This is a genomic window from Bradyrhizobium sp. 159 (genome assembly GCF_023073795.1).
In the GTDB taxonomy this organism is placed as follows: domain Bacteria; phylum Pseudomonadota; class Alphaproteobacteria; order Rhizobiales; family Xanthobacteraceae; genus Bradyrhizobium.
Genome location: NZ_JADPKE010000114.1, coordinates 433,643 through 457,108, shown reverse-complemented (window position 1 = coordinate 457,108; position 23,466 = coordinate 433,643). Strand labels below are relative to the sequence as shown.

General features: G+C 62.4%; 21 protein-coding genes and 2 pseudogenes. 4 read left to right on the top strand and 19 right to left on the bottom strand.

Going from position 1 to position 23,466, the window contains the following annotated elements; all coding sequences use genetic code 11:
* Positions 1-89, bottom strand: a pseudogene (locus IVA96_RS35345) (transposase); the annotation flags it as partial.
* A gap of 725 nt (positions 90-814) precedes the next feature.
* Here IVA96_RS35345 and IVA96_RS35340 point away from each other — a divergent pair.
* Both IVA96_RS35340 and IVA96_RS35335 read left to right on the top strand, forming a co-directional pair.
* Entirely contained in the window at positions 815-1,477 is a 663-nt protein-coding gene (locus tag IVA96_RS35340) for a transglutaminase-like cysteine peptidase (RefSeq protein WP_346347929.1), read from the top strand.
* An 851-nt stretch (positions 1,478-2,328) separates the two neighbouring features.
* Entirely contained in the window at positions 2,329-2,664 is a 336-nt protein-coding gene (locus IVA96_RS35335) for a hypothetical protein (protein ID WP_247337316.1), read from the top strand.
* Between the two features lie 201 nt (positions 2,665-2,865).
* On the opposite strand, the gene IVA96_RS35330 is transcribed toward IVA96_RS35335, so the two are convergent.
* Positions 2,866-3,210, bottom strand: coding sequence for an H-NS histone family protein (locus IVA96_RS35330; protein ID WP_247280405.1), 345 nt, complete (start codon positions 3,208-3,210; stop codon positions 2,866-2,868).
* A 951-nt stretch (positions 3,211-4,161) separates the two neighbouring features.
* On the opposite strand from IVA96_RS35330, the gene IVA96_RS35325 reads away from it, so the two are divergent.
* Positions 4,162-4,854, top strand: a complete 693-nt coding sequence (locus tag IVA96_RS35325; RefSeq protein WP_247280406.1) for a response regulator transcription factor — start codon at positions 4,162-4,164, stop codon at positions 4,852-4,854.
* 35 nt (positions 4,855-4,889) lie between these two features.
* Here IVA96_RS35325 and IVA96_RS35320 read toward each other — a convergent pair whose 3' ends face one another.
* Positions 4,890-5,141, bottom strand: coding sequence for a hypothetical protein (locus tag IVA96_RS35320; protein ID WP_247280407.1), 252 nt, complete (start codon positions 5,139-5,141; stop codon positions 4,890-4,892).
* A gap of 257 nt (positions 5,142-5,398) precedes the next feature.
* Here IVA96_RS35320 and IVA96_RS35315 point away from each other — a divergent pair.
* Positions 5,399-5,665: pseudogene (locus IVA96_RS35315) on the top strand (hypothetical protein); the annotation flags it as partial.
* Positions 5,666-6,153: 488 nt separating this feature from the next.
* Here the strand turns inward: IVA96_RS35315 and IVA96_RS35310 are convergent.
* The 16 genes from IVA96_RS35310 to IVA96_RS35235 all read right to left on the bottom strand — a co-directional run bounded on the left by IVA96_RS35310 (position 6,154) and on the right by IVA96_RS35235 (position 23,310).
* On the bottom strand, positions 6,154-6,945 hold the full coding sequence (locus IVA96_RS35310; RefSeq protein ID WP_247280408.1) for a Crp/Fnr family transcriptional regulator: 792 nt from the start codon (positions 6,943-6,945) through the stop codon (positions 6,154-6,156).
* A gap of 667 nt (positions 6,946-7,612) precedes the next feature.
* Positions 7,613-8,668, bottom strand: coding sequence for a UDP-glucuronic acid decarboxylase family protein (locus tag IVA96_RS35305; protein WP_247280409.1), 1,056 nt, complete (start codon positions 8,666-8,668; stop codon positions 7,613-7,615).
* 11 nt (positions 8,669-8,679) lie between these two features.
* Entirely contained in the window at positions 8,680-9,804 is a 1,125-nt protein-coding gene (locus IVA96_RS35300; RefSeq protein ID WP_247422383.1) for a glycosyltransferase, read from the bottom strand.
* The gene (locus IVA96_RS35295; protein ID WP_247422380.1) at positions 9,801-10,889 is read right to left on the bottom strand and encodes a glycosyltransferase; all 1,089 of its coding nucleotides are present in this window, start codon (positions 10,887-10,889) and stop codon (positions 9,801-9,803) included. The genes IVA96_RS35300 and IVA96_RS35295 overlap by 4 nt, the downstream gene beginning before the upstream one ends.
* On the bottom strand, positions 10,886-12,016 hold the full coding sequence (locus tag IVA96_RS35290; protein ID WP_247422378.1) for a glycosyltransferase: 1,131 nt from the start codon (positions 12,014-12,016) through the stop codon (positions 10,886-10,888). Before IVA96_RS35290 ends, IVA96_RS35295 begins: the two co-directional genes overlap by 4 nt.
* A complete protein-coding gene (locus IVA96_RS35285) occupies positions 12,013-13,095 on the bottom strand; it encodes a glycosyltransferase family 4 protein (protein ID WP_247422401.1) in 1,083 nt (360 codons plus the stop codon). The genes IVA96_RS35290 and IVA96_RS35285 overlap by 4 nt, the downstream gene beginning before the upstream one ends.
* Positions 13,096-13,121: 26 nt before the next feature.
* On the bottom strand, positions 13,122-14,408 hold the full coding sequence (locus IVA96_RS35280; protein ID WP_247422376.1) for a TIGR04295 family B12-binding domain-containing radical SAM protein: 1,287 nt from the start codon (positions 14,406-14,408) through the stop codon (positions 13,122-13,124).
* Entirely contained in the window at positions 14,405-15,469 is a 1,065-nt protein-coding gene (locus IVA96_RS35275; protein ID WP_247422374.1) for an NAD-dependent epimerase/dehydratase family protein, read from the bottom strand. Before IVA96_RS35275 ends, IVA96_RS35280 begins: the two co-directional genes overlap by 4 nt.
* Entirely contained in the window at positions 15,469-16,581 is a 1,113-nt protein-coding gene (locus IVA96_RS35270; protein WP_247422372.1) for an NAD-dependent epimerase/dehydratase family protein, read from the bottom strand. The genes IVA96_RS35275 and IVA96_RS35270 overlap by 1 nt, the downstream gene beginning before the upstream one ends.
* 213 nt (positions 16,582-16,794) lie before the next feature.
* The gene (locus tag IVA96_RS35265) at positions 16,795-18,000 is read right to left on the bottom strand and encodes a phosphopentomutase (protein ID WP_247422360.1); all 1,206 of its coding nucleotides are present in this window, start codon (positions 17,998-18,000) and stop codon (positions 16,795-16,797) included.
* Complete coding sequence (locus IVA96_RS35260; protein WP_247422358.1) at positions 17,988-18,941, bottom strand: beta-xylosidase; 954 nt, start codon at positions 18,939-18,941, stop codon at positions 17,988-17,990. Before IVA96_RS35260 ends, IVA96_RS35265 begins: the two co-directional genes overlap by 13 nt.
* On the bottom strand, positions 18,938-19,705 hold the full coding sequence (locus IVA96_RS35255) for a TIGR04290 family methyltransferase (RefSeq protein ID WP_247422356.1): 768 nt from the start codon (positions 19,703-19,705) through the stop codon (positions 18,938-18,940). Before IVA96_RS35255 ends, IVA96_RS35260 begins: the two co-directional genes overlap by 4 nt.
* Complete coding sequence (locus tag IVA96_RS35250) at positions 19,702-20,511, bottom strand: sugar phosphate nucleotidyltransferase (protein WP_247422354.1); 810 nt, start codon at positions 20,509-20,511, stop codon at positions 19,702-19,704. The genes IVA96_RS35255 and IVA96_RS35250 overlap by 4 nt, the downstream gene beginning before the upstream one ends.
* A gap of 2 nt (positions 20,512-20,513) precedes the next feature.
* The gene (locus IVA96_RS35245; protein WP_247422352.1) at positions 20,514-21,617 is read right to left on the bottom strand and encodes a glycosyltransferase; all 1,104 of its coding nucleotides are present in this window, start codon (positions 21,615-21,617) and stop codon (positions 20,514-20,516) included.
* Positions 21,614-22,210, bottom strand: a complete 597-nt coding sequence (locus IVA96_RS35240; RefSeq protein ID WP_247422350.1) for a histidine phosphatase family protein — start codon at positions 22,208-22,210, stop codon at positions 21,614-21,616. The genes IVA96_RS35245 and IVA96_RS35240 overlap by 4 nt, the downstream gene beginning before the upstream one ends.
* The gene (locus tag IVA96_RS35235; protein WP_247422348.1) at positions 22,210-23,310 is read right to left on the bottom strand and encodes an inositol-3-phosphate synthase; all 1,101 of its coding nucleotides are present in this window, start codon (positions 23,308-23,310) and stop codon (positions 22,210-22,212) included. Before IVA96_RS35235 ends, IVA96_RS35240 begins: the two co-directional genes overlap by 1 nt.
* Between the last annotated feature and the right edge of the window lie 156 nt (positions 23,311-23,466).

Sequence of the window (23,466 nt, the reverse complement as noted above, 5' to 3'; positions counted from 1 at the left end):
TCTGAGGCGATCGCCCAGAAGTAGCCCTTCTTCGTTTGGCCGCGCCCCGGATCGAGTACCGGCGCCTTGGTCTCATCCATGAACAGCCGATCCGCCATGCGAGCGCATTACCCACTGATCAAGGGACCGCCGGTAGATTGCCGGAGGCGATCGCAAAGGCGCAGCCGTCATGATCGGTCAGTGGGGTCAAATCGGCTGCCTTGACAAACAACGCGACCAACACTCGACATCGCCGGTCCTGAACGTCCAATCCGAGCGTCCGGATCGAACCCCAATTCCAAGGCTCCATCGCAGGCTTCTGTCAGGCGGTGTCGTGCGAGAAGCGATGGTGCTGGCGATTTCGACTCGCGTCCCCGCCTTGCGCACAAAATTCGGCGCACCACCGCGGACCGAGTACGCGGCGCTTCCCTGTTGTAAAAAATATGTCTGCTCATTGCAGCCATTCGCTTGGCGGGCGAAGTCAACGCTACGATTGTCGTCTGAGCTATTAGGGGCGACGAAGTTCGGGCCAGCGCTCCTTCGGCGCCGTCCGCCCGATAACAGCGCGACGCTCGCGACGCGAACACAAGCGTCGGTGACAGATGGCATAACCGCGTAAGAGCAGCAGCGCTCCTGGAGAGAAGCAACCGACGCGCATTTGAACCTGCTTGTCCACTGGCAGGCCGAGCGTTTTTGTCCGAGGCGCGACAATCGGGGTTGTTATTTTCGTTGCTAATTATATATAAATTAAATATATTTAAATGGGCGAATTAATCGCGCAGTTCTGCCCATAGCCTGGCTGCGACTGGATCCGAACCTCAGTAGGGATCGGCAGATGTATCGAGTCTCCGGCTCCGTCTTGGTTATAGCGATCGCCATGATGGCCGGAGGTACTCCATGGGCGGGGGCAGGACGCCTGGCGATACCTACGCCTCCTCAAGCGGCACTAGGGCGCATCGAACTTGGACGGCCCACACTTCCGCCTCTGACGTACACGATGTTCTGCCTGCGCTACGAGGGCGAGTGCCGCTCGCGGCGGGGCTTCCGCGGCGGTCCAGTCCGGCTGACGGAGGAACGGTGGGCGGATCTCTTAGAGGTCAATGGTCTGGTCAACTTGTCCATTGTGCCTGCGCGCAACAATCTCGGCTTAGACGGCGAGGCGTGGAGCATCAATCCCGATCGCGGGGACTGCAATGATTACGCTGTAAGCAAACGTCACGAACTCCTTCAGCGTGGCTGGCCGGCGCGGGCCTTGCTCCTGAGCGAGGTCATCGTCAGTTCTGGAGAGCATCATTTGGTGCTGCTCGTGCGCACCCGGAGCGGCGATCTCGTGCTCGACAATCTTGCTTCAGAGATCAAGCTGTGGTCGCGGGTCCCCTATCGTTGGGTTCGCGTACAAATGCCGAGCAGCAATCAGCTGTGGTCGACGATCGACCGCAAAAGGTATAGATTTGGCCGAGCCAGCACAACGCAATCACCATTTCCTTTCCACGACTAGTAACCTGTCGCGAAAGGCGCGGAGCCTTTCGTCGGGACCGACCAGGAGCCCGATCAGGCACACGGCCGAGTGACCACTACGAACCGCCGTTCGATCGGCCAGTCCCATCGAGCGCCGGTTTGAGTGTGAGCTCGGTCGAGGCTTCGGGCAGGAGGAGCGGGGGCGGCAAGCACCTCGAAGTCTCCCGGTATGGCGTTTGCCGGGAGGACTTGGGTCATATTGAAGGGGAAATTCATCTCAACGTTGCTCTTGTTCCAAGCTCCGAACAGCGAGCTTGATCGCGTCTGTCGACCTGCCCGCTGGCGTCGTTCCGGCTTCCAGCCCATAGCTCGTTCGCGACCGGTCGCGGTGAGATCTGGAGGTCCGCCCACCAAGGCGTCTTGTTACCATTGCGGTGCAGGTCTTCATCTTGACGATGCGTACGGTGAATTCGTCGCTGACCTTGCGGGCGAACTTGACGCGGCTAGCGTCGGACGGAAGCTGTTTGCAGACCAGGAAGGCCTGAGCGCGAAGGAAGAGCGATCGGCCTTGCTGTGCTTGCGCGATTCTGGGCGAAGGCGAGTCCAGCCTCAGCGCTCAAACCGGGTGGACGCTTTTCGCACCGGCCTGCCAAGGTTCAAGAGGAGGACTATTCTCGGTTGGCCATGAGTCTGAGCGGCAGCTTTTTTGACTTTGATCTGATTGGCGGCTGCGGGGCGCCGCCTCCTGAAGCGAGTTCTTCAGTCGCAGGCGGCCGAAACCAGGAGACCCGCGCCGGTACCGCCGAGCTGCGCGTCCTAAGCTGCGTAGGGGCCCTACGTTCCGGGCTTCTTCAAACCGCCGCGCATGGCCGAGAAGTTTAAGGTGGTGGGATGAAGGGTCTCTCCGGCCCGCCGACGGTGAACCTTGCCGCGGCCGATCTCAATTTCCTCGTCTTCCTCGGCGATCGCCGCCAGATCCAACAACGTCCCAGCCTTGCCGGTCTCGAGCAGGTAGCCGCTGAGATCGTTGAGGTGAACGCGTTGCATGACGACGGTGATGACGCCCTGTCGTCTAACCGCGACCTGAGCGTGTTGGAGAACCACAGGTTGATGGCGTCCGGCTTTTGCGGATCATCGATAATGAAAATATCGCCGCCTGGGCGCTGGCCGCATCGTTTGGTCCAGGAAGGATGCAATTCGGCGATTGTCATCTCGCCGGGCGCTTGAAGGAATTCGCGGTGTTTGATGTTGCCGCGACCGACTGTCTATTTGATCGAGACGTTGTACGGAGGATCCGCAAAACACCATCGCTACTTGTTCTCCGACCCTCAGCGCGGGCTAGATCGGCTTCAACGCGAGCGTCGCCACACAAACCGCCGTGAAACCGCGCGGGGTCGTCGGCGCGCGACGATAGCGCGGCGGCGCGCCTCAGCCGGTCCGGCGGCGCCTTTGCGCGGACGAGCGATCGATCAGGAGATCGTTTAGCTTCTTGCCGGCTCGAAGCTGCGCTTTCAGCCATCGGGGCTGCTTACCGCGACCAGACCAAGTTTCGGACGGATTCTTCGGGTTCCGGTATTTCGGCAGCACCGGCGGGTAGGGGCGGCGCGAACGTTCCTGGGTCTGAGTCGGACCGGCGGTCCCCTCAATCTTACGAAGCCGCTGTTCGAGCTTGGCTTTTTCCGCAGTCATCCTGCGACTGAGGACGGTCGTGACCTCATCGTAAAGCCGCCACAGCTCGGCTGTGGTCATGTTTGCCCAGTCGTCCTTCTCCATGGAAGCTGTCCCCAACTACTTCCGAACCGAAACAGGAGGGGGATTATCAGGTCAAGCCGGGGTCGGGCAAGCGCGATCCGGGCGCGCGGCGGCGCCTGTGTGGAACGCGGTACCTGGTGCTACCGATTGGGACCGTGCCTCCGACCGAGCGGTCGCTTCCCTGGCGCCCTCCGCCCGTGGGCTCGTCGCCTGGGCGCAAGCAATCGCTGCTCGGCCTTCAACACGCGACTACGTAGGTTCTGCAATTCGGTGAATTGAACGATTAGGGCCTGATGTGTTTGACGCAAAATAGCGGAAGAATACATGTGACCACCTACTCATGCCAACGATGACCGCGCGACCGCTCATTGAAGTTGCTGAATTGACGAAATCAGCTCCAATTTGGGGACCGGGTTTTCATCGGTGCTACACGGGCTGCGATCAAACGCAGCCATATTTTGTCTTTGATTGCCAATCCTCGCTTTGATGAATAGTAATACTTTTTTGCCCTCCCTCCGGAAAGCGAGGCTTTTCGAATGGCCTCGCTTCAGTGAAACTTCGTCGAATGTTAGATTTGAATCGTGAATGACCCTATATATCGCTCGTAATAACCGGCCCTAGCGAAGTTAGATGGATGTTGACCATAATGACAACGCAACCGATCGGGTGCGCCGATGACACTCTTCGAGAGAATTTGTAGATCGAATCTACCAATCGTTGTGGAAAGAATGGCGCTTTCGTCGAGGAATTCGCGGTTTTTAACTTTCCGTGGAGCACCGCATTCTTACGGTGCTGCACGCATTCTCTGAGCGAGTTACGCTAGCGCGGCCATCGAGCGTTGCTGCTTCGTGCTGTCTCAAACCTAAGCCGTGCGACTTTATGGCCGAGCTGATGGGTCATGCCTCGCGCATCTCAAAGGAGATGCCGGATTAAACGGCTGCACGGGGGTTGTTAGCAACAGGCAAGGGAAGCATGCGCCGCATCAGAGTTGTCATCGCGGATCGACACCCGATCGTCTTACAGGGAATCAGGAGCGTTCTTGCGACGCAGCGTGATTTTACGATCGTTGCGTCGTGCAGCGATGGTGCAAGCTGTCTTGAGGCAATCCGATTTCTTGTGCCGGACATCACGCTTGTCGATGCTGCACTGCCCGATGTCAGCCGACAGCAGATCCTCGCTCTTGCAAACACGGTAGGCCCAGGTGTCCCGATAATCTTCTTCGCGGGTATCGCGGGCGACAGTGAGCTACAGAGGCTGGCCTTGGACGGCGCCTGCATCATCCTCCCGAAGGACGCGAATCCGGAGATGCTGGTCGCAACCCTGCGGAAGGCTGCCCAAGGCGTAGCAGCAGGCTTGTCGAGCACCGGGAACGGCAACCAGGAGCCCCGTGCTGGTGAGAAGAGGCCGCTGACACAACTGACGGGCCGGGAGCGCCAGATCATGCGGCTCGTGTCGGAGGGGCTATCGAATAAGGAGATTGGGCGTCGCTTGAATATTGCCGACGGTACGATCAAAGTCCACCTTCATCACATCTTCCAGAAGCTGGATGTCAGCAATCGTACAGTTCTCGCGGCATTGGCGATTTCGCGAAACGAGCTGCATACAGCGCCACGTGAGCCGGATCCCCCGGATCTGTTGCGTCAGGATCCGGCCAGCGTGAAGTGACGAGGACGTCTGCCGTGCTCGTGCGCGGGGGCGCGCTATGGTGGCGCCAGATGCTCAATCATATTGCGGCAAGCCCCTTCGGCCTCGGCTAATGTTCCAAAGGGCGAGCCGCCAATCTTGATTGCGGCTTGGTTCTTGTGGAGCGGACGCCAACTCGCCAAGTAGCCGGAGCGTCCGTGAAAGCCCGAACCTCCAGGGCTTTCAAAACTGATCACGAACGAGAAGCCGTGGCTGCTCGCGCTCCAGATCTCCATGTCCCGGACGGACCGGTGGAATTGCAGTGGCATCGCAATGATCCATTGCAGCCGAACTCGCGCTCGGCCAGTTAAACACAAATTAACTATATTAAATGCTGAGGCGCAACTCAATTCGCGCAGCAAGCCGCAATGCGCGGGCGCGCCGAGAGGAAAACACGGAATTTGGAGCCGTTCTGTCGGAGCGACGCACGTTCAGTAACTCCCGCCGGGCAAGGAACATTCCCTGGTTGAAAGCGTATTTAATATATAATAAGGTATTTAAAATTTTAAATCGAGGAGAGCGCTTCGTGACCCGGGATGGTAATGAAGATGACGACCGGCGGGCGTTTTTGAAAACCTGCGGAAGATTTGCAGCCGTGACGCCCCCCGTCATGACCCTGCTTCTGTCCACTTCCCTGACCTCAAAAGCCATTGCAAGGTCAGGCGGCCTGCACGCGGAGAGGCAGAACGACAGGGGCCAGTCGTTCTTCGACAACGATCGGTCGTCCGCGGCGGGGCCGGGGAACTCGAGCGGAGGGTCATCTGGGGGCGGTGGAGCAGCTGGCGGTGGCCCCGCTCGATCATCTCGTGCCGGAGGGACATCCGGCGGTGGCGGCGGTAGCGGCGGGTCCGGTGGTGGCGGAGCCGATGGCAAAGGGCCGTTCGCGACCGGCGGTAGCTCTGGAACTCCAAGCGCGGATGGCGGGGTCGATTGCGCCGACGAAGAGAACAAGGAAAAGCGCAAGGCCGATTGCCCCAGGGCTGATGCTCGGATCTCGAGCGCAATCGAATCCAACCGGTAGGAGTCTTCTTAGCCCATGCATGAGCGCTATGGGTCGCCGTACGGCCAGCAATGCCCGGGCCTTTGCTCCGGCATGCTGGAAAGTGTGGCCGAAAGCGCACCTGAGCAATCTATGGTCGGCTTCGGTCGAGGGCGCGGCCCCTAAGCTGCCAATTTTCTGAGCTCGCTTCCGCGCAGGAGTGGGCGTTTGTAACGACAGACCCGCGCACTTTTGCCGAATTGCGAAGCTACACGCGACTGGTTCGCGAAAGTGAACCGGCTCTACGAGCCTGTCCCGGCTACTCGGCTACCGGGCGAATGGGAGGCCCGCCGCGCTGGCGCCCCATGAACGAGTCCGACCGCGCCCTGCGAAACTATCCGATCGATTTTGCGGCTCATGACCTTGTAGCACTCGCATGCCACGGCTTCGAGCCGCGGCCGATCAATCTCGAGCTGGCCGCGCCGATTGGATTTCAGAGCTCTTGAGGCGCGCATTGTGCTTACGACATGTGTGACGGTGGTGCGGCGGACGCCCAGCAATTCCGATAATGTTTCCTGGGTCAGCGGGAGGAGATCGCCTCCATTCGCCCGGTCGTGAATGTGAAGCAGCCAGCGCGCCAGGCGGGCTTCGACGGAATGCAGTGCATTGCAGGCGGCCTCGTGCTGAAGCTGCGTCAACAACGATCTCGTGAAGACCTGCACCATGGATGTGATTGGAGGGCTGCGATGTTGCGCTGCCAGAAATTGCACCGCCGAGATCTGCAGCGCGAACCCTGGTATGCGAACGACTGCCGTCGCGGGCGAATTGGATGCGCCGAGCGCTGACGTCAGGCCCACAGCCCCCTCGTGGCCGATGATCGCTGTGGCAACTGTCTGGCCGTTCGGCAGCGCCATGATAGCGGCGATCGCGCCGCTCAGGGGGAAGAGGAGATGTTCGACCCGGTCGCCCGATCGGGCCAGCACGGAATCGCGCTCGATCTCGACTTTCCGCAAATGAGGCGCAAGCAAAGCAAAATCTGCTGGCGGCAACGCTGCTAACAACCGATTACCAACTCTGGTCGCGTGGTCCATCATGGGATTGGTCCCCGACGGATGCTCGGCCTAGGACTCATGCCGGTTTGTCGAGCTGCTCTGCAGAGTGACAGCTCAATGGCAAGCCAACCGGCCGCCACAGATATGGTTCCTATGATGGATGGTGAGCATGCGCAGGACCCACAGCCGCACGCTGTAGCGGAGATCCTATGCCTCTGGCTTCAGCTGGCGCTCGGCAAGGCCGCCGCGGACATCACAACCGATCGCATCAAACTTTGTCGCGAGCAGGCTGCGCGAGGGCAGAAGAGTGTCCTCGCCAGGGAACGCTCTCCGAACGAGCTCTTCGACCACGATTAGAGAAGCGCAAGACGCCTGCAAACGCGCTCTGAATCACTCAGTGACAGTATCGAACTGCTTCAGGAAAGTTTTCTGACCGATCGGACCAACACTGGTGGAAAGACGGCCATGAATGCGCGGCGATGCCCATATTCTGCCAGACGATCCCCGGGACGCGATCGGCAAGTCATTGATGGTCTTCAACCGGTTGCTATCTCTTAATCAGCGGGTCCCAGATTCGAGCCCTGGTGCGCCCACCATTCCATGGCTTCGCCTCCCAGCTCGGCTGAGCCGCGTGGATAATTGACTTTGATCGGCTGAGCGGATGTCCGCTTCTCAACTGGGATCCGATCCAACGAGAAGCGCGTTGATCTTAATCCGCAATCTTGAGCATGCCGCGCGTCGGACCTCTCTTTCGCCGTGCAAGAGCCGGCACCAGCGTCGGTGACTCATCCGCGACGCGCAACGCGAAATAGGCGATCGTCGCCTGAAGACCGTCCTTCAGCGCTACGCGCGGACGCCATCCCAGAAGTTGCGCGGCGGTGTCGATGACCGGCTTGCGACGCTTCGGATCGTCCTTCGGCAGCGCCACGAAGCGGAGTGGGGAGGCCGACTCCGTGTACGTCAGGACCTCCCGGGCTATGGCCTCGATCGTGACCTCGTGCGGATTGCCGAGGTTGCAGGGGCCGGTTACCGAGGCCGGGCTTTCCATCAGCAGCTGAAGGCCCCGCACCAGATCGTCGACGAAGCAGAAACTCCTTGTCTGCGTGCCGCCGCCATAGATCGTGATCGGCTCGCCGCGCAGCGCCTGCACGATGAAATTGGAGACGACACGGCCATCGTTCTCCAGCATGCGCGGGCCATAGGTGTTGAAGATGCGCGCGACCTTAATCTCGGTTCCGTGCGTGCGGTGGTAGTCGAACATCAGCGTCTCGGCGGCGCGTTTGCCCTCGTCGTAGCAGGCCCGCGGCCCGATCGGGTTGACGTTGCCAAGATAGGATTCCGGCTGTGGATGCACCTCCGGATCGCCGTATACTTCGCTCGTCGAGGCCTGCAGGACGCGGGCGCCCTTGCGGCGGGCGAGCTCGAGCAAATTGATGGTGCCGAGCACGCATGTCTTCATCGTGCCGACCGGATCCTTCTGGTAATGCCGGGGTGAGGCGGGGCAGGCGAGACTGTAGACCCGGTCGATCTCGTCGTCGATCTCGATCTCCTCGCGCACATCATGCTCGATGAAGCGAAAGTTCGGATGGTTCAGCAGCGGCCTGATATTGTCGATTGTGCCCGTGAACAGGTTGTCGAGGCAGATCACCCTGTTGCCGCGTTGCAGAAGCGAATCGCAGAGATGAGAGCCGATGAAGCCGGCGCCGCCGGCGATGAGCACTGTCGGCGAGCGACGGAGCGTGGGAATTCGGGTCTGGAGTGTCATGGCAAGCTCCCTCAGAGTTCGGCGACTTGAACCGGTCGGCCAGCCGGTAGCCGCGCCGATTTACGGCGGCGGCGCGCGGTTGCTTCGGCGCAGTAGACCTCCAACTGGCGGGCTCGATGGTCGGAGGTGTGATCGGTCAGAACGCGGCGGCGCGCGCTCTCGGCGATAGTGCGTCGACGTTCCTCGGGCATGTCGCGCAGGATCTCGATGACGTCGCGCGCCGTTGAGGCCAGCAAGATTTCCCGCGACGGCTCGAAGATGGTCTCGATCCCCGGCCATCGGTCGGAAATCACGGGCGTGCCGCAGGCGGCAGCTTCGAACAGCCGAACGCTCGGCGAGAAGCCCAGCGCGCGCATGTCGGCGCGGGTCGCATTCAGGGCGAACCGCTGCTCCGCGTAAAACATCGGGTGCTGCTTTGGCGCGAGGTGCTCGATCCGCATGACATTGTCGGGCCAGGCGATATGTTCAGGATATTGCGCGCCCGCGACGGCGAATTGCTCGGACGGCAGCATCCGCGCCGGGGACAACAGCAATTGTTCAAGGACGGGCTGCCGGTCCTCGCTATAAGTCCCGAGGTAGCCCAGCGCCCATTTCGTCTGGGCCTGTTGCGGGACGTAGGCGTCCGCGTCGGCGCTGCAATAGAGAACCCGTGCCATCGGGCTGCCGTAACGCGCCTCGATCATGTCGGGCACCGGGCCACCGGTGAACGATAGATAGAGGTCGAAACGCGGGATCATCGCAGCGGAGAGATAGTCGAGGCCCCGGTCGAGTCTCGCCAGCGTCACCGGCGTGTCGATGTCGTAGAAGGCGGTGATCCCTCGCGCCTGGCTCGTGATCCATTCGGAGATGGCGATACCGTCGGGCACATAGGAGCCGATGATGACGAGGTCGGCGTCCCGGATCAGCTTTCCGAAGCGACGAGGGACATCCTTCAGTGATTGGTAGAGCTCGACAGTCCATGACGACGGCTTGGTGAGATCGCGATGCTCGCGATACCAGGCGACGTCGCGCTCCAGGAAGGTGACATGGTGGCCTCGTCGCGCGAGGGCCTCGATCAGGGCGCGATAGGTCGTGGCGTGACCATTGCCCCATGATGACGTGACCGAAAGACCGACGACGACGATGCTAAGGTTCATTCTGCTGCCTCGATGTGCGAGCTGCTTCCGACGAAGAGATCGTTGAATTGGCGGGCGCGATGCCGGTAGGTGTGTTGGCTGAGAATGTGCGCGCGGGCGCGGCTGGCGATCGCGGCGGCCCGATCAGGGCTGAGGGCGCCGAGATGGCCGGCAATCTCGGCTCCATTCGCGGCCACCAGCACTTCGCGATCCGGCTCGAGGAAATGGTCGATGCCGACCCAATGATCGGTGATCAAGCAGGCGCCTGCGCCGATCGCCTCGAATACCCGCGTCGGCGGCGAGAATCCGTAGCGCGCCATGCTGTCGCGATTGACGTTGAGCGTGGCAAGGCCGGAGCCGAAGAATGCGTTGTGCTCGCCGGTGCCGACATGCCCGACCTTTCGGAGGTTGCGGGACGTATCCTTGGTCTCCCAGCCGGAGCCGCCGAGAACGAACGTCTTGTCCGGCAACTGGCGCGCGATGTCGAGGAAGAAGTGCTCGACGCGCTGCTCGCGATCAGGCAGGCGATTTGCCAGCAGGCTGAGATCGCAGGTGAAGTCCGGCTTGGGCGGCGATGGAAAATGCGTTTCGGGGTCGAGGGCGTTGTAGATCGGAACGCAGTCTCGCGCGCCAATAGCGCGGTAGGCCGATACGACGCCATCGCCGCCGCCGTAGGTCAAGACCATGTCGTAGGATGGAATCGCACGGCGCAGATGATGCTCCGGATCGTTTGCCATCGCTTCGAGCGTGGCGGGAGCATCGACATCCCAGTAGATGCGCATGGTTCGGGAGGGTAAGGCAGCAACGGCGGTCTCCAGCTCCTGATCGAAGACGCCGACGCCGCTGGCCTTGATCAGCATGTCGGCCGATCGCGCGGCCGCATCGAGCGAGCCGCGCCAGCCGTCGGCGGTCGCGGGGTAGACGACGACCCTGGCCCAGTCGGGGTCGTCGATGTCGCGATGGGCCTGACGCTCGAAGGCGTCAGGCTCGAAGAAGGTGACGTCGTGTCCGAGCGCCGCAATCTGCTTGAGCATGCCGCGATAATAGGTGGCGGCGCCGTTCCAGTAGGAGGAGACAAGGCTGGATCCGAAGAAGCAGATCTTCATGCGGAGGCTCCGATGTAACGTAGCGGCTGTGACGAGCCATCGGAGGCGCGAATGGCCTCGACGATGCCCACAAGCTGTTGTGCGCGGTGACGGCAGGTATGGCGCTCCTGGATGGTCCGAAGGCCGGTCTCCACCATCGCGGAAGACAGCTCCCGATCATCGAGAACGGCGCGGAGCGCGCGCTTCATCTCCGCGCCATTGGCCGCCTGGAGATAAGCGCCGTCCGGAAACAGGCTTTCCACATCGGACCACGGCGCTGAAAGCAGAGGAATGCCGCAGGCGAGGGCCTCGAACACACGGATGGTAGGGATGCCCGGAAGCGACCGTACATAGGGCCCGCGCGGGACATGGACGGTCGCGCGCGCGCCGGCGAATGCAACCGGAGCCCAATGCGCAGGCAGCCAGCCGCCGTGGCGGATACCTGTGGCCCGGATGGTCTGGAGGGCGGCATCCGAGTAACGCACGCCATAGACGCTCGCGCGCAAATTCAGCTCGGCAACAGGCTCGACCAGGAATTCGTTGAGCTCAGTGCTGCGTTCGCCGTCGCCCCAATTGCCGATCCAGACCAGATCGTCGGTACGTTCGACATTCGGCAGCGGGTGGTACAAGGCGACGTCGGCGGCTTCGTGCCAGGTATAGGCCCGGTCGGCCCAGCCGAGCTTCACGTAGATCTGGCGAAGCACCTCGCCGAAGGCGAGCACGCCGTCGAATGCATCGAGGTCAAATTGTGCAAGTTCGTCCGGCGCTGTAATCGCACGATGATGGGTATCGTGGAACAATAATGTGAAGGGAGCGCCGTGCGCGCGCCTATGCCCGATCTGCTCGATCACATCGGGCGAGTTCCATTCGTGCGCGACGACGAGATGGGCGCCATCGAGCGCTTCGTCGAGATCGAGCGAGGCATCATAGCGACGAATGGAAATGCCTGGGAAGAGCTGTCCGATCTCTTGCAGGACCTCGCTGCCGCTCTCGCGGATGGCATTCAACCGACTCCAGCCGTCGATCGGCTCGAAAACGACGACCTCGTGACCAAGCGCATGCAGCTCGCGGGCGTAGCCGCGCAGGAAATGAGCGTTGCCATTGTTCCAGCAGGAGGTGAATGCGTGGTAGAACAGGACGCATTTCATGCGCGCACCTCGATCTGGCCGGCTTGAGGTGTCGTGCGGTTGGCAGCGAGCAGCCCTTCGTAGAGCTTCAGATAAGCGCCGGTCGTCCGCGACAGCGAATAGGTCAGGGAACGCTCGTAGGCGGCGCGTTGCAGCCGTGCTCTTTCGAGATCGTCCGCACAAAGTTCTGCGAGAGCTCGGTGCAACGCCTGACTATCGCAGGGATGGAAAAACAGCGCGGCTCCGCTCCACAATTCCCGGAACGTCGGGATGTCCGACAGCACGAGCGCGCAGCCGGCGGCGGCTGCCTCCAAAACGGAGAGGCCGAACGGCTCATAAAGTGCTGGGCTTGCAAAGATCGCCGCGCGCTGGAGATGTCCGCGCAAGGCGCTGTGCGGCAATTGCCCAAGCCAAGTGACGCCCACGGACGGATCTGCTTCAGCGGGTCCTGCGACCTGAACCGGCCAATCCAGATCCGGTGCAGCCGCAGCCAATACTCCGATGTTCTTGGCATGATCCCACAGCCGGCCGGCCGCGAAGATCAGCTCCTGCTTTCGAGTTGAGAGGTCCCCAGCAGTAATCCCGTTCCAGATCACGGCGCCGGGAGACCGTGGCCGATAGATCTCCATGATGTCATCGTGGAACGACCGGCTCGGGCAGACCCAAGCTTGCGTGCTGTTGAGCGCCGCGGCCACCCGTTCCGTATAACGCGCCCAACGGGGCTCGCCGAGCCAGGTCGTATCCCGACAGGCCAGCGCCCATGAGTTGACGCAGGAGTGCGCCACGAGAACGGTTGGCGCACGCCACGACAGGGTTGCCTCCCGGAAATTGTTGAGGTGGACAATGTCCGGCCTGAACCGTGCTTCGAGCCCTAGAAGGACACGCGTGGCGTTGAGGAGGTCACGCCCTTCCGGGTCCTGCCATTCCAAAGCGAGGTCGGTTTCGATGAGGCGGACCCCCGAGCCGTGCAGCATCTCGCGCTGGTCCGCGCGCGCGGATGGACCCATCGTCGCCAGCGTCAAGTGGGCGCCCGCGGCGGCAAGGCTCGAGGCGAGTGAGCAGGAATAGGTCCACACGCCGCCCACAGTGTCGGTCGTCATCAGGATCCTGATGTCGGAACCGCGGCTCATGGCGCCACCGGATGTTCGAGGGCGTCGAGCGGGACCGGCCGATCGTTCTGCACGTCGCTGAACTGGTCGAACATTCCAAGATAGTGCTGATGCGCGCGCTCCCAGGCGAAGTCGTCGGCCTCGCCCCACAGCTTTCGGTAGTCCGGCGAGCCGGGGTAGGGATAGAGCGGGACCGGGTCGTTCGCCCAGATGCCGGCATCCTGCATCTTGCGGCGCCAGCGCTGCACTACGGGATCGTCGTCCTCGGGGAGCTCGATCAGATTGGCCTGCACGAAGGGGACGTAGCGTCGGGCTTCGACCAGGCGGTCGGCGAGCTGGTCGGTGGTCATCTTGCAGTTCTTGGCGAGTGCCGCGCGGCCCTCGACGGTGAGACTTTCGATGCCAGCCTCGATCGAGACGCAGCCTGCGCGACCCAGCAAGGCGAGCATGTCCGGCTTCCAGAGATCGATGCGGGTCTGGACACCGAATTTGAGGCCGCGCGTACTCAGCCCTTCCAGAAGTTCTGGGTTCGGAAGGAAGATTTCGTCGATGAAGTAGACATATTCGACGCCTTGGCCGCGCAGCCGATCAATCTCGTCGAGAATGATCGAGGGTGGCCGTTTGCGGTAGGCGTTGCGGAAATTCTCCTTGGCGCAGAACGTACAATTGTAAGGGCATCCCCGCGACGCCTCGACCTCCGCGCCGGGACCCACCGGTTCGGCCTCGAAGCGATGATGGTGGTGATGATGCCGCCGGATCATCTCGTCCGGCCAGTCGAGCGCTGGCTGATCCTTAAAGTCGACCGCCTGCGGGCCGCCATTGACCCGGACCGTGGCGCCGTCCGCCAAGCACAGGCCGGGGAAGTCCCGCTCCCCGTTGGCCAGCCGCAGCAAAGATGCTTCGCACTCACCCATGACGATAATATCGACCGCGAGCTTCTTCAGGGCCGCTCGCGGCGTGGTCGAGCCGTGCGGCCCAACGGCGACCAAGACCGGTGCAAGATCCCGTACCGCCAGTGCAAGCTCCTGCGGAACGCGCAGCTCCGGCGGTGCGCAGCGCCAGAACAGGTACGTCGGTGCCGTCGTGATGACGATCAGGTCAGGCTCGAAGGCGCGCAGCTCAGCCTCGACGTCCCGGAATGACAGATCGAACATGTGCGCATCGAGCAGCAGCGTGCGGTGCCCGGCCGCTTTCAAATAATGCTCGGCGATGCCGAGCTCGAGCGGAAGGTGGGGGGACCGGCAGCCGAAATAGATGCTGCCGCCAAAATCCCAATTCGGATTGATCAGGGCGACGCGCGTCATGCGAGAGCCTCGCGGTTGCCCCGAGTTGTTCCGAAGCGGCTGTCCAGCCAAGCGTGAAGCGAGCGAAGGCCCTCGGCGACCGACACCTGCGGTGCCCATCCGAGGGCGGTAGACAGCGCGCGGGTGTCGGTGACGTACCAAGGCTGATCGCCCGGACGCCAATCGGCAAAGCGGAATGTGACCTGATGGCCGGTCAGTTCGGCAATGTGGTCGATCAATTCCAAGAGGCTGACCGCATTGGCTGGTCCGCCGCCGAGATTGAACACGCGTCCACGCGCTAGCGAGATCCGGTCGAGTACTGCGAGCCAGGCAGAGGCTGCATCCGACACATGCAGCGCGTCGCGGACCTGATAACCATCGCCGTAGATCGTCAGTGGTTTGCCGCGGATGGCGCTCAGCAGGAAATGTGCGATCCAGCCCTGGTCCTCGGTGCCGAACTGGCGCGGCCCATAGATGCAGCTCATGCGCATCACCACGGTCTGGAGCCCGTAAACCCGCGCATAGTCGTGGACATACTGATCCGCCGTCCCTTTCGAACAGCCATAGGGGCTGTAGAAATCGAGCGCAGCGTTCTCGGAGACGCCTTCTGCCAGCAAGTCGCTGGTGGGCGTATAACGGCGGCCGGTGAGTGCGATCTCGCTGTCCTCGATCAGGCGGCCATAGACCTTGTTGGTGGAGGCGAACACGACCGGGGCGGTGCTGTTGTGCAGCCGAACCGCTTCAAGCACGTTCAGGGTGCCGCGCGCGTTGATCTCGAAATCGGCGGCGGGATCGCTCACGCTGCCCGTGACCGCGACCTGAGCCGCCAAATGCAGCACCGCGCGGGCCTCACGCACGGCATCGATCACCGGGATCGGCTCACGAATGTCGGCCACCGCTATGGTGATGAGGTCGCGATGCCTGGATTTCAGCCATTGCGCGTTCTCGCGCACGCCGGCGCGGGCCAAGTTGTCCAGCACCAATACGCGCTCGCCGCGCTCCGCCAGCCGGTCGGCAAGATTGCAACCGATGAAGCCGCAGCCGCCTGTGATCAGAACCGGCCTATTGTCTCGCTCATTCATCACGCAACCAATCCTCGTTGCAGCAGCTCCTGGGTCGCCCGCTCGGCCTGGTCGTCGGCGATCTGGTCTGCGAGATATTCCGCGAGCTCCTCCAGGCCGTCTCTGAAAGCCACATGCGGCTCGAAGCCGAGAAGGTCGCGCGATTTGCCGATATCTGCGAAGCAGTGCCTGATGTCGCCGGCGCGGTATTTCCGCGTGATCTCGGGCGCGATGTCGCTCCGGCCCATGACCTCGGCGAGGTCCTCGGCGACCGACAGAATGGTCCGGCTTTGGCCCGAGCCCACGTTGAAGACGTCCTGCGCCTGCTCCACTTGCAGCGCGATGCGGCAGGCGCGGGCGACGTCGTGCACGTGAACAAAATCGCGCCGTTGCTCGCCGTCCTCGAAAACAAGCGGCGGCCGACCGTTGAGGAGCCGCGCGGCGAAGATAGCGAGTACGCCGGTATAGGGATTTGACAGGGCCTGACGGGGACCGAACACGTTGAAGAAGCGCAGCGCCAGGGTCGGGATGCCGTAAGCCTTGCCTGTGATCAGGCACATGCGCTCCTGCGCAAACTTGTTCAATGCGTAGACCGAGCTCAGTGATGGCAGCTTGCTCTCCGGGGTCGCCACGGGGACGAGTGGGTGACCCGCACTGTCGCGCAACTCCCATTCCCCTCTGCGCAGCTGCTCGATCGGCCGTTCGTCGCAGGCGACGACGCTTTGATCGGGCCTGCGATAGAGGCCCTCGCCGTAGATGCTCATGGAGGAGGCGACCACCAGCCGTTCGACTGGGCGCCTCGACAGCGCCTGGAGCAGCACCGCTGTGCCGAGCTCGTTGGTCCGCACAAAAGGCTCGATGTCGTACATGCTCTGGCCGACGCCGACGGCGGAAGCGAGATGCAGGACCATGTCGGCCCTGCGCAAGGCATGTTCGACCGCAACGCTGTCAGTGATGTCGCCAACGACGAGCTCGGCCTCATCGGCGAGATAGGACGGGCGCTGGCGGTTGCCGCCGTGGACCTGCGGCGAAAGATTGTCGAGCAGCCGGACCTCATAACCGGCAGCGAGCAGCATGTCGGTTGCATGCGAGCCGATGAATCCCGCGCCTCCAGTGATTAATACCCGCGTCATGCACCACTCCGTGCCGCCGTAAGATCGATCCCTTGGGAAATCGACCGATGATGGGAGCTGAAGCGCGCCTTACTGTCTGGTCGGACGACCTGCACGCCAGTCACGTTTGGAGTCAGAAGCGATGCAAGGAATGTTCGTTCCTCGAAATTGTACAAACGAATATTTCTCTAACCTGGATCAATAACCTAGGTGAATCCCCAGCCCTGCTGCCCGCTAGAAGTGCGCGCCGTGCAGCGGTTCCGGCAGGTCCAGATGCCTTGCCGCGGTGGCGCCGATATCGGCAAAGCCGGCACGCCGGCCGATCGGAGCAGATGATTGCGTCGTCCGGACCAGGATCGGCACCTGTTCGCGGGTGTGGTCGGTGCCCCTCCAGGTCGGATCGCAGCCATGGTCGGCAGTGATGATCAGAAGATCGTCGCTCCGCAGACGTGACAGTAGCTCGGGAAGACGGTCATCGAAGACTTCGAGTGCCGCGGCATAGCCCGCGACGTCGCGGCGATGGCCGTAGAGGGTGTCGAAGTCGATGAAGTTGGCGAACAGCAGTCCTCCATCCGTAAGGCTGGCCAGCCCCTTGAGCGAGGCGTCGAACAACCCGTCATTGCCGTCGCCGCGCATGTTTCGCCCGGTTGCCCGATGAGCGAAGATATCGTCGATCTTGCCGATCGTCACGATGTCACGGCCGGCGCTTTCAGCGAGATCTAAGATGGTTCGCCCGGGCGGCGGCACCGAATAGTCGCGCCGGTGTACGGTGCGCCTGAAGTCGCTCGCACTGGTGCCGACGAATGGCCGGGCAATGACGCGGCCGATGTTGAAGGGATCGATCAGTCGCCTTGCGATCGCGCAAATCTCATACAGACGTTCGAGCCCGAAGGTCTCCTCATGCGCTGCGATCTGGAACACGCTGTCGGCTGAGGTGTAGCAGATCGGCATTCCCGTTCGCATGTGGCGCTCGCCGAACTCGGCGATGATCTCCGTGCCGGAGGCGTGACAATCCCCGAGGATGCCGGGCAATCCGGCTTGCTCGCAGAAGGCCTTAGTCAGATCCGCGGGGAAGCAGGGCATCGTTCGAGGGAAATAGCCCCATTCGAACGGTACGGGCACTCCGGAGATCTCCCAATGACCTGACGGGGTGTCCTTGCCTTTCGAGATCTCGCTTGCGCACCCAAATTGCCGGTGCTCGACCCGATCGTCCAGCCCCGGCGGCACGCGCCCCGTGGCGAGGCGGCAGGCTTGGCCGAGGCCGAGCGCGACGAGGTTGGGAAGCCGGAGCGGACCCTCGCGGGCGGCGCTGTCGGCGCTACCGGCCATGCAGGCTTCAGCGATGTGGCCGACAGTGTCGGCGCCATCGTCGCCATAGCGAGCGGCATCGGGCGCGCCGCCGATGCCGACGGAGTCCATCACCAGGATCAGGGCACGCATGTCGGTTCCCTTATAGGGGGATTGGCGGACGTTGCGGAGGATGCAGCACCCGTCTTCGTGCAGTAGCGATCGACCATCGATGCGCAGAAATCGGCAAATTCATTGACGTCGAGTGGCGGGCTGGTGTGATGCGGCTCGATGCCCCGATGCTCGGGCGTGAAGCAGAACGTCACCGTGACCTGAAATTCCGCCAGCGCCTCCATCTGGCGGTCGAACCATGCGAGCGCATTAGAACGGAAGCTGTCGGCCCATGAAAGACCTGTCCTGAGATGGGTCACGCCGAGACGGCGCATCCAGTGCACGGCGTCGTCGAGGCGATGATCCTCGAAGTGGAACCACTGGCACAGACCCATTGCAGGCGCATAGATGCCAAACTGATCGGCCGCCGCCTTTGGCGTGCCGTCCTCGCGCAGCAGGCCCATGTGGAAATGCCTGTAATACGAGGAGCCTTCGGCTTCCTTGTGCCGTGTCGTTGCTTCCCAGGCGGAGGGAAGGTCGTAGAGGCTGTACCAATGGATGCGCGGGGCACGGCCGATCAGGAGTTCGGCTGTGCGCGACAGGCCCCAGGCTTGCACCTCTTCGGCGCCGAACGAGGAGACGCCGACCTCCGTCACCCAGACAGGCAGGGTGGTGACCGCCTTGATCTCCTCGATCTTGGCCGGCCAGTCGCCGATCTGCCACAGATTCCAGTCGAGCGGAAAGCCATGCACGGCGACTGCATCGAAATTGTCGAGCACGCCGCGGCTCTGCATGTTGCGCATGAAGGACGGATCAATCGGCGAGATGCCGCCGAGCACGATTGGCAATGCCGGCCGTGCACTGCGGATCGATTTGCCGGCAGCAATGGCCAAGTTCGCGAACATCGCCCAATCCGGATCGATCAGGAGATTCCAATGCGACTTGTTGTTCGGCTCGTTCCAGATCTTGGCAGCCTCGATCATCGGCTTGTGCTCCGGCAAGGATAGACGGGTCCATCGGCCTGGGGGCGCTCCGTTCGCTCGCAGAGATAGACCTCCTCTTCGGGATGCGCAGTGATGGCAAAGCCGGCGCTGCGCAGCATGGCCTCGACGCAGGCCCGGTTCGGGACCCACCAATTGGTGGGGTCGTCGGCGTATTTGTGCTCGATGAAGTGCAGTTTGGGATAGCCGGCGGAATCGAACTGGTCGGTGGTCCAGAAATCGTAGTTCTTCTCGATCGCGTCGACGTGACTGTCGCCGCGCTGCATCGACTGGAACAGGAGGAGGTCCTTGGCGACGTACTCGTGGATGAGATCCAGCGCCAGAAGCGGATGGCGCAGGTGGTAGAGCACGCCCATGAAGATCACCAGATCGAACTTCTCGCGGAGCTGCCCGACATCATAGGCCGACATCTTGCGGAATTCGATCCTGAGGCCTTTCACTTCGGCGGCAAAGCGCGCCTGCGCCAGGTACTCCTCGTCGGTGTCTAGTCCAAGCACGCGCTCGGCGCCCCGCTGCTTCATCTCCATGGCGTAAAAGCCGGCGTTGCAGCCGATATCGAGCACGGTCTTGCCTTCGAGGCGGTCCGGAATGATTCCGGAAAATCGCCGCCATTTCACGCTGGGATAGTCGCCAAGGAAGTGGGCGGGGGCGGTCGGCACGCCGTTCAGGTCGAGATTGTGAAACCACGGCCCGAGCGCATCGACGCGCTTGCGAATTTCCTCGCGCGTAAGTAGCGCTCTCGTCATGCAGTCGCTCCGTTGTCCATCGCGGGGATCGGTCGAGCTCCATCCGACGAGGTGCCGACCCGCAACCTCGACCGGCCGTCAACGCCGGCGCTGTCCGCGAGAAGAGCCATAGCCTTGCGATAGCCGTCGACGGTTCCGACATCGACATAGGACTCCCCCGCCTTGATCCCGATGCCGACGCCGCCTGCCTGGAGGTAGGCATTGACCAAAGTCCCAAAATATTCGTCTCGCCGGTCTCGCGCGTTCCAGAGCGCATGCAATTCGCGGAAGCCGGTGGCCGACATCCTGAAAGCGCCCCAGATCCACCGCGAAGTTGGGGTCGGCTGCTTGACCTGGATCTCCCGCACGCTGTCTCCCTCGACCACGACGGCGTCGAAGAATTCCGGGCGCTCGACTGGGAAGAGGAGGAAGGAGAGGTCGGCATCGGGCAGAGCCTGCAAGGCGGCCTTTGGAAACCACACGGTATCGGGCAGGCCGACGACGACGTGCTCGTCATGTCCGACCACGGTGCCGGCCCGGAAGACGGCGTCGCATAAGCCGGATGCGTCGGGCTGGACCACATAGGCGAGCTGAGCGCTGCCGTAGTGATCGCCGAAATATTCCAGAATGTCGGATTTGCCCGGCGAAATGACGAAGCAGATCTTGTCCGCTCCGCCGAGGATGAGGCGCTCCAGGAGATACTCGGAGACCGCGCAGGGGCGCTCCGTGCCGTCGTCGCGCCGGCTGCCGACGGGCAGCAGCTCCTTGGAGAACGCCAGCGGTTGGATGCGGCTGCCGCGGCCTGCGGCCGGAACGATGCCCCACATGGTCAGGCCTCCTCGGATTGCTGGCGATGCGTGCCGCTGGACGCCGCCTGCTCGAGCAGCGACACCAGCTCGCGCGCGCGTTTGTCGGATGTGTGCTGATCCAATGTCCGTTCATAGGCGCATCTAGCGATGGATTGGAGCTCGGCGCTCGGCATCGCCAATGCCGCCAATGTGTCCTGCGCGTCGCGGGCGATCAGGATCTCCCTGCTAGGCGCGAAGAACTCTTCGATACCCGGCCAGTCGTCGCTCAGGAGCGGGACGCCACAGGCAGCCGCCTCGAACAGACGGCCGGAGGGGCACCAGCCCATCTCCGCCATGGCTCTGCGTGTGACGTTGAGGGTCAAGCGGGAGGACGCAAAGAAAGGCGCATGCTCCGATGGCGGCAGATGCCGCACGAAGTAGATGTTGGGCGACCATGGGAAGTCGTCAGGATATTGCGCCCCGCCGATCAGGAAGCGCAGGTCCTGCCGCGCGCGTGCCGGTTCGACGAACAGCGCTTCAAGTCCGCGCTGGCGGTCTTCGGAATAGGTGCCGAGATAAGAGAGATCTGCGCGGTAGTGCGGTCGGGGCGGCACCGGGCGATGAATATCGACATCGACGTGGCCGTATAGGGGGCGAATGTCGCGGGCGCCGAGCCGGTCGCGGAATTCGTGGGCAACGCGGGGCCCGCCGGTGAAGCTGAGGACGAGCGCGAAATCCCGTAGGCCCCGTGGGCTGATATAAGGAACGGATCCACCCTCCATGAGCCGCGCCAGCGTGATCGGGGTATCCAGATCATAGAAGACGGGAACGGCGCGTCTTTCCGACATGATCAGGTCGGTCGCCGCGATCGCGTCGGGACAATAAGACGTGACGATCGCGACATCGGCATCCCCGACGTCGCCGCGGGCGAGGGAGCGGGTCTCGTCCCAACTCGAATACAGCCGCAGCTGGCCGCCCGGCAATTCATTGAAGTCGCGGGCGCCTGCGTAATAGGGCACATCGCGCTCGTAGAAGACGACCCTGTGGCCGAGGTGTGTCAGATGCTTGCAGAGGCCGCGCCACAGGGTCGCGTGGCCGTTGCCCCAGGAGGAGGAGATGGTCAGCCCGAAAATGACGATCTTCACGCCGGCACCCGCTGATTGATCCCGGTGATCCTGAACCCGCGGCTGTCCACGCTGAGAGTGGAGATGCTGGATGGGTCGATTTCGATCGAGAGAAAGTCGTCAAGCCGCATGCGCGCGTAATGCAAGAGCGCCGCACGGATCGGCTCGGCATGACTGACGGCAATGACGGTGCCAGCAGAATGATCGTTGCGCAGCTGCTCCAGATGGCCGACGACGCGATTCTGGAGCGACCGCATGCTCTCGCCCCCGGGTGGGCGGCTAACCCCGCGTCGCCTGTTCCAGCGCGACCATTGCGGGTCCTGACGGAGCTCCTCGAAGGACCGGCCGCTCCATTCGCCATAGTCGAGCTCGTCGAGAGCGGGAACGATCTCGATCGGCAGTCCGAAGTGCGCCGCCAGAATGGAGGCTGATTGCATGCAGCGCCGCTGCGGGCTCGACTGGATCAAGGCTGGCCACGGGCTGATCGTGATTGCACAGCGCGCCATTTCCTCGCAGCCGATGTCGTCGAGCGTGACGCCATTCATCCGGCCGCATAGCGTGCGGCCGAGCAAAGCATGGTGACCGTGACGCACGAGATGAATGATCCTCGCCATCAGGTATACACCTTGTCGTCGATGAAGGCGCGCGTTCGCCGTCTGGCCTCTTCGTCGGTGAACTGCTGCGGCGGCGATTTCATGAAATAGCTGGAGGGACCGGTTAGGGCGCCGCCCTGACCGCGATCCATGGCAAGTTTTGCGCAGCGAACCGCGTCGATCACGACGCCCGCGGAGTTCGGGGAGTCCCACACTTCGAGCTTGACTTCGGCGCTCAGCGGCACGCCGCCGAATGTCGTGCCTTCGAGCCGGATGAAAGCGAGCTTGCGATCGGTCAGCCAGGGCACGTGATCGCTCGGCCCGACATGGATGTTGTCGGGATCGATCGGAACGTCGAACTGGCTGGTGACCGCCTGAGTCTTGGAGATCTTCTTCGAGGTCAGCCGCTCTCGTTCGAGCATGTTCTTGAAATCGGTATTGCCGCCGACGTTGAGCTGGTAGGTGCGGTCCAGCCGCACGCCGCGATCACGAAACAAATTGGCGAGCACGCGGTGCAGGATGGTTGCGCCGACCTGGCTCTTGATGTCGTCGCCGATGATCGGAAGGCCTGCATTCTCGAACCGCTGCCGCCAGTCCGGATTGGAGGCGATGAAAACGGGGATGCAATTGACGTAGCCACAGCCGGCTTCGATGGCGCGCGCTGCGTACCATTCACTTGCGCGTTGCGAGCCGACGGGCAGGTAGGACACCAGCACGTCGGTGCGTGACATCGCCAGGACCTCCGAAACATCGGCCTCCGGGACGTCGGCGACCGGAACATCATCTTCGAGATAGTGCCCGATGCCGTCCATGACCGGGCCGCGCCGAACGATCACGCCGGTCTGTTCGACATCGGAGAACCGATGCGTGTTGTTCGGCTTGGCAAAGATGGCGTCGGCGACATCGCGTCCGACCTTGCCGGCGTTGACGTCGAAAGCTGACGCGATCTGGAGGTCGCTGATGTGATACCCGCCGAGATCGACGTTCATCAGGCCGGGCACAGGCTCGTTCGATTTGGCGTTTCGGTAATAGGTGAGCCCCTGGACGAAGGAGCTTGCGCAATTGCCGACGCCGACGATGCCGACGCGCACGCGGCGCCTGTCCTGAAGACGGGAATGCATGGACTAAGACCTCCGGGAAGACGATGGCATCAGCGTAAGTAGATCGGCGAACGTGTCGGAAGGTATGTTCGTTCCTGTGCTGGAGCCGCCGAGCCGGCGTGCGCATCGATTCAGGGCAACAAAAATGCAGCGCGCTTAACTTGGGATAAGATCCGC